The sequence below is a fragment of the Microbacterium sp. genome (assembly GCF_047607465.1).
GTDB lineage: Bacteria > Actinomycetota > Actinomycetes > Actinomycetales > Microbacteriaceae > Microbacterium.
In genome coordinates, this window is the sequence record NZ_JASGCY010000015.1 from 14,149 (window position 1) to 29,318 (window position 15,170).

Genomic DNA, 15,170 nt, shown 5'->3' on the forward strand with positions numbered 1-15,170 from the left:
TGAGAGCCTGGTGCAGGGGCTTCCGCAGGTGCGGGTGCGCAGCGGCATCCGCTGTTCAGGGGTGCGCGATGCGCACGACCCGTTCGCGACGCGCGCCGACCGCGCGGCAGACGAGGTAGATCACGAACGAGATGGAGGTGATATACGGGCTCACCGGCAGCGTCCCCATGATCGCGAGCAGGATGCCGCCCACCGCCGAGGCGATGCCGAAGACGGCTGCGAACACCGGGACGGCGACCGGCCCCGCGGTGAGGCGCAGCGCCGCCGCGGCCGGCGTCACCACGAGCGCCATCACGAGCAGCGCGCCGATGATGTGCACGGCGACGGCGACGACGAGGCCCAGCAGCAGCATGAACGCGAAGGAGACGCCGACCACCGGCACGCCCCGCGCCGCCGCCGACTGCGGGTCGAGCGAGTCGAAGCGCAGCGGGCGCCAGATCAGCAGCAATCCGAAGAGCACGACGGCGCAGATGCCGGCGAGCCAGCCCAGCTGCGCCGACTGCACCGACACGATCTGTCCGGTCAGCAGGCTGAAGCGTCCTGCGGCCCTGCCGTTGTAGAGCGAGAGGAAGAGGATGCCGAGCCCCAGGCCGAACGGCATCAGCACGCCGATGATCGAGTTGCGCTCGCGCGCCCGCGCCCCGAGCCAGCCGATGAGCGCCGCCGCCAGGAGCGAGCCGACGAGGGAACCAGCGACGACGTCGGCACCGATGAGGAGGGCCGCCGCCGCGCCGGCGAAGGAGAGCTCGCTGATGCCGTGCACGGCGAACGCCATGTCGCGCTGCATGACGAACACCCCGATGAGACCGCCGACGAGGCCGAGGATCGCGCCGGCCCACACCGAGTTCGACACGAGCTCGAGGATCTCGCCGTACTGCGAGAGACCGCCGAACATGGCGGATCCGATGTCGTCGAGGTTCACGCCGCGTCCCCCGACTCGTGATGATGGTGGTGCGCCGCCTGCTCGGCATCCGGCGCGCCGACGACGACGAGCCGCCCCCCGGCCTCGAGCACGAAGACCGGAGCGCCGTAGAGCGCGGAGAGGACCTCGCCGGTCAGCACCTCCTGCGGGGTGCCGAGGGTGAACTGCCCGTTCGCGAGATAGAGGATGCGGTCCACGATCTCGAGCACGGGGTTGATGTCGTGGGTGACCAGCAGCACGCCGGCGCCGGTGCGCCGATGCGCGTCGATGAGGCCGACGACCGCCTGCTGATTGGCGAGGTCGAGGCTGGTGAGAGGCTCGTCGCACAGGAGCAGACGGGGGTTCCCGGCGAGGGCCTGACCCACGCGCAGCCGCTGCTGCTCGCCGCCGGAGAGCAGGCCGACAGGCTTGTCCGCGAAGGCGCGGGCGCCGACGGCGTCGATCAGTGCGTCGACGCGCACCCGATCGCCGCGACGCGGGAACGGGAACCCGAAACGGTGGCCGTCGACGCCGAGGGCGACGAGGTCGCGCCCCCGCATCGACGTCTCGGACGGCAGCGGGCGCGCCTGCGGGAGATAGCCGATCTCGCGGTTGCCGTGCCCGCGCACGGCACGGCCGAGGGCCGTGATGCTGCCGGCCGACAGCTGCTGCAGGCCGAGGATGGCGCGCAGCAGCGTCGTCTTGCCCGAGCCGCTCGGGCCGAGCACCGCGACGAGCTCGCCGGGCGCGACGTCGAGGTCGAGGCCGTGCCACAGTTCGCGGTCGTCGCGGCGGATCGCGGCGCCGCGGATCTGCAGCGGCGGAGCGAGCGCGTCAGAGGTCACCTGTCGAGATTACCGGCGAGCACCGCGATGTTGTCCTGCATCCAGCTGATGTAGGTGTCGCCATCAGGGACGAGTTCGGTGACCTCCTGCACGGCGGTGCCTGCGGCCTCCGCCGCGTCGATCACCTGCGTCGTCTCGGCGCCGCCGGTCTGCGCATTGGCGAAGAGCACCTTGATATCGCCGGCCTCGATCAGGTCGAGAGACTCGAGCAGGGTCGCCGGCGGGACGTCCTGACCCTCCTCGACCGCCTCGCTGAAGGCCTCGGGGGTGACGTTGACGAGGCCTGCGGCCTCGGCGAGGTACAGCGGCACCGGCTCGGTGACGAAGATCTTGTCTCCATCGTGCGCGGCCTTGATCTCGGCGAGCGAGTCCTCGAGGCCGGTCAGCTCCGCCTGGAAGGCAGCGAGATTCTCCTCGTAGTCGGCTCGGTTCGCGGCGTCGAGCTCGATGAGCTCCTCGGCGATCGCCTCGGCGACATGCTGGATCGTGTGCGGGTCGTACCAGACGTGCTCGTTGAAGCCCTCGATGTGGTCGTGACCCTCGTGGCCGTCTTCGTCGGCGTGCTCGGTCTCGTCGTGCTCGGCGTCGGTGTCCTCGGCCTCGTCCTCGTCCTCGTCAGTGTCGTCGTCGTGCGGCTCGGCGGTCTCGTCGGTCTCAGCGTCGGCGTCGTCCTCATCGTGGTCGTGCGCCTCGGAGCCTGGGAAGTCGTCCGAGTACTCGACGGCCGTGACGACATCCGCATCGGAGCCGCTCGCGTCGCGCAGCGTCTCGATGAACGCGTCGTAGCCGCCGCCGTTCTCGATGATCAGCTGCGCGTTCTTGACGGTGAGCTGATCGGATGCCGACGCCTCGTATTCGTGCGGATCCTGTGCGAGCGACGCGATGATCGAGGACACCTCGACGTGATCGCCGCCGATCTGCGCGGCGATGTCGCCGTACACGTTCGTGGAGGCCACCACGCGGATGCCGTCGCCCCCGGCATCCGCGCCCCCCTCTCCCGTACCGTCCGCATCGTTCGTGCCGCTGGCGCAGCCGGACAGCGCGAGGACGGCGACGGAGGCGAGGGCGAAAGCGGATGCGGTCCTGTTCATGCCCCCAGCCTAAACGCGAATGAGAACCATTATCAAATCGGATGGCGGGAGGGCGACGTGTTTTCGACCTTCTCCGCCAGCCCACTTGCACGGTCGGGGTACGGATGCACGACCGAAACCGCGTTCCGGTCGTGCATCCGTACCCCGCTCGTGCATCTGTGCCCCGGGAATGTCACGGGGCCGAGGGTCGGGCGGGGCGACGTCAGACGAGGGATGCCGGCGCGATCCAGACCGTCGACTCCGCGGGCACGGCGCCGTCGACCACGGAACCGAGCACGACGTCGGCGGCATCCGCCCCGAGGTCGAACGGCTCGGCGCCGAAGTTCGTCACGACCTGCCAGCCGTTCGGCCGCGCGAAGCGCAGCACGTCGTCGCGCCCGGTCTCGATCCACTCGAGACCCTCCGGCCCCTGCAGCTCACGCCTGAGGCGCAGCGCCGCGCGGTACAGCGAGAGCGTCGACGCCTCGTCCGCGGCCTCGACCTCGACCGCGCTGGCGGCGAACCACTCCGGCTGCGGCAGGTGCGGCGCGGCCGCGCCGAACCCCAGCGATGGGCCATCGGCGCTCCAGGGCAGCGGCACGCGGCATCCGTCCCTGCCGTACTGCTCCTGGTTCGTGCGGAAGAAGGTCGGGTCCTGGCGCTGCTCCGGCGCGATCTCGGCCACCTCGTGCAGGCCGAGCTCCTCGCCCTGGTAGAGGTAGGCCGAACCGGGAAGGCCGAGCATGAACAGCGTGGCGGCGTGCGCACGGCGCAGGCCCCCGTCGCGGTCGAGGGCCGACGGGTCGGCACCCGCCTCGAGCCAGCCGCCGCCGTGCCGACCCGGCACCTCGCCCTCCGGCACGGGCAGCGAGAGCCCGTAGCGCGTCGGGTGACGGAACACGTCATGGTTCGAGAGCACCCAGGTGCTCGACGAGCCCGACTCCGCGGCGAGTGCGAGATTGTGGGCGACGACGTCGCGGAACTGCCGCGCGTCGAAGTGCGCCATCAGCAGATCGAAGTTGAACGACTGGCCCAGGCTCTCGGGGGCCGCGTACTTGGGCACCCGGTCGGAGGCGACCCACGCCTCGGCGACGGCCGTACGGGGCGGGTCGTACGAGTCGAACACCTCGCGCCATTCGGCGTAGATCTCGTGCACGTCGTCGCGGTCGAGCAGCGGGTGGTTGCCGTCGATCGGGATCAGGGCGAGCTCATCGCGGCTGGGCAGCGGCTCGGTGAGATCCTTCGTGAGCATGTGGGCCACGTCGATGCGGAATCCGTCGACCCCGCGATCAGACCAGAACCGCAGCGTCTTCACGAAGTCGGCGCGCACCTCGGGGTGGTCCCAGTTGAGGTCGGGCTGCTCGATGGCGAAGCTGTGCAGATACCACTGGCCGTCCTCGACCCGCTCCCAGGCCGAGCCGCCGAACATCGACACCCAGTCGGTGGGCGGCAGCTCGCCGTTCTCGCCTGTGCCCTCGCGGAAGATGTAGCGCTCACGGGCGGCGGAGCCTCGGCCTGCGGCCAGCGCCTCCTGGAACCAGGCGTGCAGGTCCGAGGTGTGGTTCGGGACGATGTCGACGACGACCTTGATGCCGCGCGCATGCAGGTCCTCGACCATCGTGTCGAAGTCGGCGAGGGTGCCGAGCCGCGGGTCGACGTCGCGGTAGTCGGCGACGTCGTAGCCGCCGTCGGCGAGGGCCGACGGGTAGAAGGGGCTGAGCCACACGGCGTCGATGCCGAGGTCGGCGAGATAGTCGACGCGGGAGAGGATGCCGGGGATGTCGCCGAGCCCGTCGCCGTTCGCGTCGGCGAAGCTCCGAGGATAGATCTGGTAGACGGCGGCCTGTCGCCACCATGCGGGAGCTTCGCTCGTCGTGGGATCGACGGAGGTGGCCATCAGTTTCCTTTCCGGAGGTCGTGACGTCATGAGTTGATTTTGTGACGAAATCAATTATAGGGCGCCCGTCCGCGACGGGCGCCCCTGGCGTGGCCTCAGCCCTTGACCGCGCCCTGCGTGACGCCCTCCATCACCCAGCGCTGGGTGAACAGGTACGCGACGATGGCCGGCGCCATAGCCATGAGGTACGAGGCGAACGACACGTTGTAGTTACTCGCGAACTGCGACTGGAACAGGTTCTGCCGGACCGGCAGAGTCTGCAGCGCCGGATCGGAGATGATGAGCGACGGCATCATGAAGTCGTTCCACGCGTACAGGAACGCGAAGATGCCCACCGTTGCGCTCATCGGAGCGAGCAAGGGGAAGATGATCTGCCAGAAGGTCTGCCAGGTCGTCGCCCCATCGATCCGAGAACTCTCCTCAAGCTCCAGCGGAATCGACCGCAGGAACGCCGTGAACAACAGCACGCTGAAACTCAGCTGGAACATCGTGGCGAGCAGGATCACGCCGAACGGATTGTCCAGATGCGCCCACCCTGTCAGCTGGATCTGCGGCAGGGCAACCACCGGGAACGGAATGAACATCGCCGCCAGCAGATAGAAGAACGACCAACGGAACAGTCGGCGCTCCCAGTTGCGAACAATGGCGTACGAGGCGAAACCCGCGAGCACGATGGTCAGCACGACCGTGCCTGCCGTGACCAGCAGTGAGATGCCGGCGCCCACAGGCCATTTCGTCAGGGTCCACGCCTGCACGAAACCGTCGATCGAGAACGGCGCCGGAAGCGAGAACGCATTGCCATCGACCGCTTGGCTCGTCGTCTTGAAGGCCATCGAGACGGTCACGTACAGCGGAAGCAGCACGGTCACAGCGCACAAGATCAGGATGATCGTTCCCGACCAGTTGACCCGCTCCATCGTGAACTTCGGGGGCTTCGGCGCACGACTACCCAGAATGACCGCCTGCGTGGAGTCCGTGGTGACAGGGACGTGAGTCGACATCAGAGTGCGTTCCTTCCGCGGTTCGCCGAGAGCTGGATCAGGGCGATGATGATGGCGACGATGAAGAACAGGGTCGCATTGGCCATCTGATAGGCGTAGTCGCCGCCGTTGAACCCCGTGATGATCGTCATGGCGACGCTGCGCGTCGCAGTGCCGGGGCCGCCGTTAGTGAGACCGATGATGATGTCGTACGCATTCAGGAAGCCCTTGAATCCAAGAATGATGTTGATCACCACGTAACCGGCGACCAAAGGCACTGTGATGCGGGTGAGCTGCTGGAACTTTGTCGCCCCGTCGATGTCGGCTGCCTCGTAGACATCGCCCGGCACCGAGAGGAGTCCGGCGATGTAGATGAGCAGAGTGCCGGGAATGGCCTGCCACGCGGTCACGATGACGATCGCGATCCACGCGAAATCGGGGCTGGCGAGGATGCTGGTCTGCAGCCACTCGATCCCGGTCGCGGCCCCGAATGCGGGGAGCGAGTTGGAGAACAGGAAGTTGAAGACGTAGGCGATGATGATGCCGGAGATCACCATCGGGATCACGAAGATCGCTCGAAGACCCGTCTTGAATCGGATGCGGGAGGTGAGCCCGACCGCGAGCATGAACGCAACGATGTTGACCACGATGACCGTGGCGAGCGAGAACCCGAAGGTGAACAGGTAGCTCTGCAGCACCGCCGGGTCGCTGAAGATCGCGATGTAGTTCGTCAGTCCGCTGAAGTTCCACGTACCGATGCCGATGGAGTCCGTGAAGCTGAAGAAGATGCCCATCACCGCTGGCACGGTGATGGCGAGCGTGAACAGTATCAGGGTGGGGATCAGGAACAGATAGTAGATCGGCTCGACCCGGGCAGTGCTGCGCCGGATCTTCTTGTCGCCACCGGTGACGATGGTCGTCGTCGTGCTCATTCTGCGTTCTCCTTCTGCACGGGGGCGCGGAAGGCGAGACGCGCCCAGTCTGCGTCCAAGGTCGCAAGATTCGACTCCACGCTCCCGCCGAGCGCCATCAACTGCGCATAGCTGAACACCGGGATGGTCTTGGACACCAGCACCGAAGGGCCCTGATAGATCTTGCCGTCGTTGATGTAGGGGATCATCCCCTCGATCCGTGGATCATCGGGTTCAGCCGCGCTCTTGGTCGGCGTGAATCCGAGTTGCGAAGCGTTGTAGGCCTCGATGTTCTCCGGCTCGAAGAGATACTCGAGGAAGTCTCTTGCGGCCTCTTTGTGGGTCGAAGCGTCGGGGATCATCGCGGCAAGATCCAGGTTGACGCGCACTTTGAGGTCGCCTTCGTCATCCGTCATCGGCAGCGGGAAAGTGCCGAGATCGAGATCGGGCGAAGTCTTCGCGATCTCGCTGAACGCCCACGGGCCCTGCAGATACATCGCGGCCTTGCCCTGGGCGAAGGCGAGGTTGCCGTCGCCGTAGCCGCGGCTGGCGGCATCCGCGTTGGTGTATTCCAAGAGCTGCTGCATCTTGTCCATCGGCTCGGCGAAATCGTTCGAGAACGATGTTTCGCTGTCAGCGCTGACATCTGCCCCCTCGGCTGCGAGCTTGTCGAAGAAGTCGAGGACATCGATCGATCCACCGATCGAATAGTCGTACCAGCCTTGACCGACTGTCCAATCGTCTTTGAGCGTGGCATAGAACGGGGTGACCCCGGCCGCCTGCAGAGTGTCGCAGACGTCGAGCAGCTCATCCCAGGTGGTCGGCACCTCAAGGTCGTTGGCCTCGAAGATCTCCTTGTTGTAGATCACCGACGCAGCCATCACCGAATAGGGCAACGCGCTCTGGCGACCTTCACACTTGCCGTACTGGTCGAGAAGAGGCTGATAGTCCTCGTTCATCTCAGATGCCGCCGTCGTCCCGCTGAGATCGCTGAGCGTGCAGCGGGCGACGAAGCGAGCGACCTCCATGTTGTAGTTGGCGAGCATCAGATCGGGTGGGTTTCCGCGAACGAAGCTCGCCGAGACCACGTCGACACCCGAGGTGTCGATCACGACGTTCACCTCGTTCTGCGAGGCGTTGTACTGCGAAACGAGGTCGGTCATGAACTCGATGGCCTCGCGCTTGCTGAACGTGAAACGGATCGTCTCCCTGCCGTCGCCCGCCGAGCATCCGGCCAGGAGCGAACCGCCGAGAGCCAGCACCGCCCCGACGGCGAGCGCCCGCCTGGCGCGTGTCATTTTTCGAGACACCGTTGTCCTTCCGTAGGAGGCGAACTAAATCTAGTCGCCAAATCAACTCCATCAGACGGTACCCTCTCGAAAGAGGAAGGGTCAAGGGGTGTGACGAAGATGCGCAAGGGGGAAGCCGGCCGCGCCAGCACCGACGCGGTGCTGGCGTTCTGCTGGAGTGCCCGCGTGCTCACCGCCACCGACGCCATGGAGGCCACCGGTCTCACCCGCTCGACCGTGATCGACGCGATCGACGAGCTCGTCGAGGCCGGTGTGCTGCGGGAGCTCCCCAACGCGCGCGCGGCCGGCGAGTACCGCAGCGGCCGCCCCGCCCGCCGTTTCGAAGTGCGCACCGATTTCGGCATCGTCGTGGGTCTCGACGCCGGCAACGCCCACATCGCCGTGACGGTGGCCGACCCGTTCGACCGCGTGCTCGCGCACCGTCGCATCGAGATCGGACGCAGCCGGTCCGCGCGCGCGCACCGGCGGATCATTCTCGACCTGCTGAATGAGACCCTCGCATCGGCAGGCGAGACGAGGGAGCGCATCCTGGCCGTGTGCGCCGGCGTCGCCGCTCCCGTCGACCGCCAGGGCTTCTCGCCCCCGCATCCCGAGCTCTTCTGGGAGCGCACGAATCCCGACCTCATCGAACTGCTCGCCGACTGGGCGCCGGTCGTCGAGGTCAAGAACGATGCGCAGCTCGCCGCGGCCGCAGAGGGCGCCGAGGGCGCAGCGATCGGATGCCAGGACTACGTCGCCCTGCTCGCCGGCGAGCGCTTCGGCTCCGGCGTCGTCGTCGACGGGCATCTGCTGCACGGCGCGCACGGCGGTGTCGGTGAGGGCGTCGTCTTCGACCACGTCGTCGGTGTCGGGAGCGCCTTCGGCCTGCGCTACGGCATCGAGCGTCAGGTGCGTGCGGCGCTGGAGGCCGGCGAGATCTCCCCCGACGGGGCGCTGGCCGCCCTTGCATCCGAGGAGGACATCCCGCCGCAAGCCGTCCTCGAACTCGCGTCAGCCGGCGACGCCGACGCGCTGCTCGTGGCCGAGCGGGTCGGGTCGGCCCTCGCCACCGTGATCGGCGTGCTCGGCAGCACATTCGACCCCGACCGCGTCATCGTGTGCGGGGCGATCGCCGAGGGGATCGAGCCCGTGCTCGCCGCCGCCCGGCGCCTGCTCCCCGAGAGGCTGCACCTGCCCGCACCCGAACTGATCGCCTCGACGCTGGGCGCCGACGTCGTCAGCCGCGGAGCGATCGCCACCGCGCGGGAGGCGGCGCGCACCCGCACCGTGCCGATGCGGGTACGAGCCGGGCTGCAGGCGGGATCGGCCGCGCTCGCGTGAGATCGCGGCCGGAGGCTGTCGGCGAAGGAGACGGCTGCCGGTTCACCGTGCCGACCTCCCGGCCTGCCCGTTCCGGCAGCCGCCCTGCCCGTTCCAGTACCCGCCCTGCCCGTTCCGGTACCCGCCCCGCCCGTTCCGGTCGCGATCTGTGCCGTTCTGGGCGCGTCAGAGCGGCACGAAGTGCGACCGGAACGACAGACGACCCGGGCTCAGCGGCACAGAGTGCGACCGGAACGACGCTTCGGGACCGTGGGATGAACGGAGCACGGCATGAACGGAGCACGGCATGAACGGGCCACGGGATCGCGCGAGCTCAGAACCACGTGACCACGAGCCCCCGGATCCCCGGATCCCCGGAACTCAGTCGACGAGCAGCGCCGGCTCCTCGAGCACGGATGCCACGTCGGCGACGAAGCGGCTCATGCCGTCGCCGTCGATCACGCGGTGGTCGAAGGATCCGGCCACCGTGGTCACCCAGCGGGGACGCACCTCGCCGTCGACGACCCACGGCTTCTGGCTGATCGTTCCCATGGCGACGATCCCCGACTCCCCGGGGTTGATGATCGGGGTGCCCGCGTCCATGCCGAAGACGCCGATGTTCGTGATGGTGATCGTGCCGCCCTGCTGATCGGCGGGGCTCGTCTTGCCCTCGCGCGCGGTGAGGGTGAGCCGGTTCAGGGCACGGGCGAGGTCGCGCATCCCGAGGTCCTGCGCGTCCTTGATGTTCGGCACGAGGAGCCCCCGCGGGGTCGCCGCCGCGATGCCGAGGTTCACGTAGTGGCGCACGAGGATCTCGTCGCCGTCTTCGCTCTCGACCCACGCCGCGTTCACCATCGGCGTGCGCCGCGCCGCCCAGATCACCGCGCGAGCCATGATCAGCAGAGGGGATACCCGGATGTCGGCGTACTCGGGTGCGGCCTTGAGCCGCCGGACGAGCTCCATCGTGCGGGTGGCGTCGATCTCCTTCCAGATCGTCACGTGCGGCGCGGAGTACGCGCTCTGCACCATCGCCGACGACGTCGCCTTGCGCACGCCCTTCACCGGGATCGACTCGGTGCGGCCGTCGCCGGCCGCCTGATCGGATCGGACGGCCGAGACGCCCCTGGCGAGACCGGGTGCGGTCGGATGCGGAGCCGGCACCTTCTCCTCGCGCACGGCGCCCCACTCCGGCGTCTGGATGTTGCGGAAGACGCTCGCCTGGTCGGCGTGCTTCACGACGTCGTCGCGGGTCACCTCGCCGTCGGCGCCGGTGGGCGCGACCTCGGTGAGATCGACGCCGAGATCGCGCGCGAGCTTGCGAATCGGCGGCTTCGCGATCACGCCGACCGACGAGCGTACAGGGCGCACGGCCGGGCGCTTGCGCCGCGAGGTGGCGCCGCCCCCTGTCCCGTAGCCGACGAGCACCGATCCTCCGCCTTCCTCAGCGGCCGGCGCCGGCGAAGCCGCACCCGAACCCGCCGCACCCGGACCCGCAGCACCTGACGAGGGGCTCGCCGCTGGTGCGGTGAACGTGATGATGGGCGTGCCGACCTCGACGGTCGTGCCCTCGGCCACGAGCAGCTCGCCGACGACGCCGGCGTACGGCGACGGCAGCTCGACGAGCGACTTGGCCGTCTCGATCTCGCAGATCACATCGTTGACCGCCACGGTGTCGCCGGGGGCGACCCTCCAGGTGACGATCTCGGCCTCGGTCAATCCCTCGCCGACATCGGGGAGGGTGAAGTTCTGCATGCTCATGGGCGGGATCCCTTCAGAACGATCAGTAGGCCAGCGAACGGTCGACGGCTTCGAGGATGCGGTCGGCGTCCGGCAGGTAGACGCCCTCGAGCTTCGCGGGCGGGAAGGGGGTGTCATACCCCGACACCCGCAGCACCGGTGCCTCGAGGGCGTAGAAGGCGCGCTCCATGACGGTCGCGGCGATCTCGCTGCCGAGGCTCGTGAAGCCCTGCGCCTCCTGCGCGTAGACCATGCGACCGGTCTTGCGCGCCGACTGGAGGATCGGCTCGTAGTCGACCGGCGACAGCGATCGCACGTCGACGACCTCGCAGCTCGTGCCCTCGCCCTCGGCGAGCGCCGCGGCCTGCAGCAAGGTCGTGACCATGGCCCCGTGGCCGACGAGGGTCACATCGGTGCCCTTGCGCACGACGCGGGAGGCGTGCAGCGGCAGCGCCGAGGCCTCGAGGTCGACCTCGCCCTTCTGCCAGTAGCGGCTCTTGGGTTCCATGAAGATCACCGGGTCGTTCGAGCGGATCGCCTCCTGGATCATCCAGTACGCGTCGTTCGGCGTCGACGGCGAGACCACGCGCAGACCAGGGGTGTGCGTGAAGTACGCCTCGGGGCTCTCCTGGTGGTGCTCGACGGCGCCGATGTGGCCGCCGTAGGGGATGCGGATCACGATCGGCAGGCTCAGCCGCCCTTCGTGCCGGTTGGTGAGCTTGGCGAGCTGCGTGGTGATCTGGTCGAAGGCGGGGAAGACGAACCCGTCGAACTGGATCTCGATCACCGGACGGAACCCGATCATCGCGAGCCCGATCGCTGTGCCAACGATCCCCGACTCGGCGAGCGGCGTGTCGAGAACCCGGCGGTCGCCGAAGTCGCGCAGCAGATGCTCGGTGACGCGGAACACGCCGCCGAGCTTGCCGATGTCCTCGCCCATCACGAGCACGCGGGGGTCGTCCTGCATGGCCGTGCGCAGACCCGCGTTGAGGGCCTTCGCGAACGGCATCGTCTCGACGGTCATGCGCCGCGCCCTCCGTTGGTCGCGGCCGCTTCGCCGGTGGTCTCGAACGACGCCTCGTAGGCGGCGCGCCATGCCTTCTGCTCGTCGATGAGCGGATGCGGCTCGCTGTACACGTGATCGAAGATCGCATCCGGCGAGGGCAGGCCCAGCTCCACGGTGCGCGAGCGCAGGTCCTCCGCGGCATCCGCCGCCTCGGCATCCACCTCGTCGAAGAAGGATGCCGACGCCCCCCGCGATGCGAGGAAGGCGCGCATGCGCGCGATCGGGTCGCGCCGCGCCCACGACTCCTCCTCGTCGGAGCCGCGGTACTTGGTGGGGTCGTCGCTCGTGGTGTGCGCGCCGAGCCGGTAGGTGACCGCCTCGATCGCACGCGGGCCGCCGCCTGCGCGCGCCTCGTCGAGAGCGACTCGGGAGACGGCGTAGCTGGCGAGGACGTCGTTGCCGTCGACACGGACGCCGGGGATGCCGTAGCCGGCGCTGCGCTCGACGAGCGGCACGCGCGACTGGGTCGATACGGGCACCGAGATCGCCCAGTGGTTGTTCTGCAGGAAGAAGACGGTCGGCGCCTGATAGCTCGCGGCGAAGACCATGGCCTCGTGCACGTCGCCCTGGCTGGAGGCGCCGTCGCCGTAGTAGACGATGACGGCCTCGTCGTGTTCGGGGTCGCCGGTGCCGCAGCGTCCGTCGAAGGCGAGGCCCATGCCGTAGCCGGCGGCGTGCAGGGTCTGCGAGCCGAGCACGAGCGTGTAGAGGCGGGTGTTGCCGTTGGCGGGATCGCTCGGATCCCATCCGCCGTGGGAGACGCCGCGCATGAGCTTGATGATGCTGATCGGGTCGACGCCGCGGATGCGGGTGACGGCATGCTCGCGGTACGACGGGAAGATCGTGTCCTGCGGGCGTGCGGCGCGGGCCGAGCCCACCTGGGCGGCCTCCTGCCCTCGGCTCGGCGGCCACAGCGCCAGCTGCCCCTGCCGCTGCAGGTTGGTGGCCTGGGTGTCGATGGCGCGGATGACCACCATGTCGCGGTAGAACTGCTCGAGCTCCGCGTCGGCGATCCTCTCGATGAGGGGGACGTACTGCTCGGCGGCGTCGGTCGGGGCGAAGCGTCCGGCGTCGTCGAGGACGCGTACGAGTGGCGTGTCGGGAGTGCTCACGAACCCCACCGTACCGCCGCGCGCATTCCTGGTCACGTATACCTAGGATGCCCTCGTATCTCTCGGGAAGTCGAAGAAACGGCCGATCAGCGCAGGGAGGTGCGGTGCTCGACGGAGCGTGCGCCCCACCATGCCATCACGACGATCAGGGCTGCGCTCGTGAACACGAATCCGAGGCCGAGCACCTGTGGCGGCTGTCCGCTCGCAGCGGCCGGATCGCCTTCGTGCAGTGCGGCGATGAAGGCGTCCAGCATCCCGCGCGGCACCAGCGTGCCGGCATCCGGTCCGACCATGACGAGACCCAACGGCACGAACATGATCGCGGCGAACGTGACCACCTGCATGACGAGGTAGACGACCACCGCACCGATCAGCGGAGCACCGAACCCCAGATGGTTGTACCGCTCCTGCGCGCCGATCGACATGAGCCCCGCACCCGCGACGACCAGGTAGACGATCTGCAGCAGCAATGAGGACGCGGCGAACCACACCATCCAGGGCTCGACCATGCCGAGTCCCGTGCGCAGGAACTCGAACGGCTCGAGGCCCTCCGAGAGCGCGAAGGCGACGGCGGCGCCGACGAGCGCGATCGCGCTCAGCGCAGCGGCGGCGATCGCGATGACGAGGCCGTGGAGCACCTTGGCGATGAACAGGGTGCGTCCGTGCACGGGGAGGGTCATCGTGAAGTACCCCTCGCGCCCGTACATCGTGCGCCAGTAGTTCGCGACCAGCAGCCCGAGCACGATGACGGTCAGCGCGATGGCGGCGGCGATGCCGACAACCAGGCCGATGCCGCCGATCACCGGTATCCGCAGCACGGTCAGGGTGAGCGAGACGACGGTGACGAGCAGCGTGATGCCGACGACGGCGAACAGGCTCTTCCTGATCGCGCGGAAGTCCTGCGCGATGAGCGTGGCGATCATGACGTGTACACCTTCCGGAACAGGGCGTCGAGGCTGGTGCCGTGCTCGGCGCGGAGCTCGTCGGCCCCGCCCTGCAGCAGCACCGTCCCGGCGCGGAGGAACAGCACGGAGTCGACGATCTGCTCGACGTCCTGGATCAGGTGCGTCGAGATGAGCAGCAGGGCGTCTTCGTCGAAGTTGGAGAGGATGCCGCGCAGGATGACGTCGCGCGAGGCCGGGTCGACGCCGGAGATCGGTTCGTCGAGCAGATACACGCGGGCGCGCCTGGACATCGCGAGCGAGATCTGCAGCTTCTCGCGCATGCCCTTCGACATCTCCTTGAGGGTGCGGTCCCACGGCAGGGCGAAGAAGTCGACCATCTGCCGCGCCTTCTCCGCGTCGAAATCGGCGAAGAAGCGCGCAAACAGATCGATGGAGTCGGCGGCGCGGTGCGCGTCGGGGAGGAAGGAGGCATCGGGGAGGAACGACACCGACGCCTTCGATTCCGGTCCAGGCGCGTACCCCGCGATCCGTACGCTGCCCTCCCACTCGGCGAGGACGCCGACGAGGATCTTCAGCAGCGTGGTCTTGCCCGAGCCGCTGTCACCCATCAGCCCGACGATCTGACCAGGAGCGAGGGCCAGGTCCAGGCCCTCGAGGGCGGGCCGGCCGCGGTAGGACCTGGTGAGGCCGGTGACCTCGATCGCGAGCGGCGTGTTCATGGCGCTTCCCTTCCGGTCGTCTCCTGCGGCTCCCCCAGCGAAGGGGCGTCGTCGTGCAGATCCCAGCGCCGCGCGAGCAGGTCGGCGGCTTCGGCGAGCGTCATCCCGATACCCCGCGCCTCGGCGGCGAACCTGTCGGCCGTGGCCTCGGCGAGCGCAGTGCGACCGCCGGTGACCGCACTCTCGTCGGCGGTCACGAAGCGACCGGCCGTGCGCTCCGTGGCGGTGAGGCCGAGCCGGTCGATCTCGCCGAGCGCCTTCTGCACGGTGTTCGGGTTGACGCCGAGCTCGAGAGCGAGCTCGCGCACCGATGGCACCCTGGCCCCCGGCGCCCACACGCCGGTGACGATGCGCCGACGGAACTCGTCGACGAGCTGCGCCCAGATGGGGCGGGAGTCATCGATCTGCATGCGTCTTA

General features: G+C 68.5%; 14 protein-coding genes. 1 reads left to right on the plus strand and 13 read right to left on the minus strand.

The genetic code is table 11. The annotated features are described in order from the left end of the window. Positions 1-55 precede the first annotated feature (55 nt). From QM568_RS01600 to QM568_RS01630, 7 genes are all read right to left on the minus strand, one after another. Positions 56-922 carry a metal ABC transporter permease gene (locus QM568_RS01600; RefSeq protein ID WP_415135134.1) on the minus strand — a complete coding sequence of 289 codons (867 nt, stop codon included), beginning with the start codon at positions 920-922 and terminating at the stop codon, positions 56-58. Beyond that, positions 919-1,746: a metal ABC transporter ATP-binding protein gene (locus QM568_RS01605; protein ID WP_415135136.1), complete on the minus strand. Its 828-nt coding sequence runs from the start codon at positions 1,744-1,746 to the stop codon at positions 919-921. Before QM568_RS01605 ends, QM568_RS01600 begins: the two co-directional genes overlap by 4 nt. Then, positions 1,743-2,837, minus strand: coding sequence for a metal ABC transporter substrate-binding protein (locus QM568_RS01610; protein ID WP_415135138.1), 1,095 nt, complete (start codon positions 2,835-2,837; stop codon positions 1,743-1,745). The genes QM568_RS01605 and QM568_RS01610 overlap by 4 nt, the downstream gene beginning before the upstream one ends. Positions 2,838-3,039: 202 nt before the next feature. Next, positions 3,040-4,713 carry a glycoside hydrolase family 13 protein gene (locus tag QM568_RS01615; protein ID WP_415135140.1) on the minus strand — a complete coding sequence of 558 codons (1,674 nt, stop codon included), beginning with the start codon at positions 4,711-4,713 and terminating at the stop codon, positions 3,040-3,042. Between the two features lie 95 nt (positions 4,714-4,808). Beyond that, the gene (locus QM568_RS01620; protein ID WP_415135190.1) at positions 4,809-5,630 is read right to left on the minus strand and encodes a carbohydrate ABC transporter permease; all 822 of its coding nucleotides are present in this window, start codon (positions 5,628-5,630) and stop codon (positions 4,809-4,811) included. 83 nt (positions 5,631-5,713) lie between these two features. Then, a complete protein-coding gene (locus QM568_RS01625) occupies positions 5,714-6,625 on the minus strand; it encodes a carbohydrate ABC transporter permease (RefSeq protein ID WP_415135142.1) in 912 nt (303 codons plus the stop codon). After that, positions 6,622-7,902 (minus strand): ABC transporter substrate-binding protein, encoded by a 1,281-nt coding sequence (locus QM568_RS01630; protein ID WP_415135144.1) that lies wholly within the window; start codon positions 7,900-7,902, stop codon positions 6,622-6,624. Before QM568_RS01630 ends, QM568_RS01625 begins: the two co-directional genes overlap by 4 nt. A 111-nt stretch (positions 7,903-8,013) precedes the next feature. Here QM568_RS01630 and QM568_RS01635 point away from each other — a divergent pair, with 111 nt between their 5' ends. Further along, positions 8,014-9,234, plus strand: a complete 1,221-nt coding sequence (locus tag QM568_RS01635; RefSeq protein WP_415135192.1) for an ROK family protein — start codon at positions 8,014-8,016, stop codon at positions 9,232-9,234. 360 nt (positions 9,235-9,594) lie between these two features. Here the strand turns inward: QM568_RS01635 and QM568_RS01640 are convergent, their stop codons facing one another. From QM568_RS01640 to QM568_RS01665, 6 genes are all read right to left on the minus strand, one after another. Next, on the minus strand, positions 9,595-10,971 hold the full coding sequence (locus QM568_RS01640) for a dihydrolipoamide acetyltransferase family protein (protein ID WP_415135146.1): 1,377 nt from the start codon (positions 10,969-10,971) through the stop codon (positions 9,595-9,597). Between the two features lie 22 nt (positions 10,972-10,993). Further along, positions 10,994-11,974: an alpha-ketoacid dehydrogenase subunit beta gene (locus tag QM568_RS01645; protein ID WP_415135148.1), complete on the minus strand. Its 981-nt coding sequence runs from the start codon at positions 11,972-11,974 to the stop codon at positions 10,994-10,996. Continuing rightward, complete coding sequence (locus QM568_RS01650; RefSeq protein WP_415135150.1) at positions 11,971-13,128, minus strand: thiamine pyrophosphate-dependent dehydrogenase E1 component subunit alpha; 1,158 nt, start codon at positions 13,126-13,128, stop codon at positions 11,971-11,973. The genes QM568_RS01645 and QM568_RS01650 overlap by 4 nt, the downstream gene beginning before the upstream one ends. Positions 13,129-13,214: 86 nt before the next feature. Next, positions 13,215-14,051 (minus strand): hypothetical protein, encoded by an 837-nt coding sequence (locus QM568_RS01655; RefSeq protein ID WP_415135152.1) that lies wholly within the window; start codon positions 14,049-14,051, stop codon positions 13,215-13,217. Beyond that, positions 14,048-14,752, minus strand: coding sequence for an ABC transporter ATP-binding protein (locus tag QM568_RS01660; protein WP_415135154.1), 705 nt, complete (start codon positions 14,750-14,752; stop codon positions 14,048-14,050). The genes QM568_RS01655 and QM568_RS01660 overlap by 4 nt, the downstream gene beginning before the upstream one ends. After that, positions 14,749-15,162, minus strand: coding sequence for a GntR family transcriptional regulator (locus tag QM568_RS01665; protein ID WP_415135156.1), 414 nt, complete (start codon positions 15,160-15,162; stop codon positions 14,749-14,751). Before QM568_RS01665 ends, QM568_RS01660 begins: the two co-directional genes overlap by 4 nt. Between the last annotated feature and the right edge of the window lie 8 nt (positions 15,163-15,170).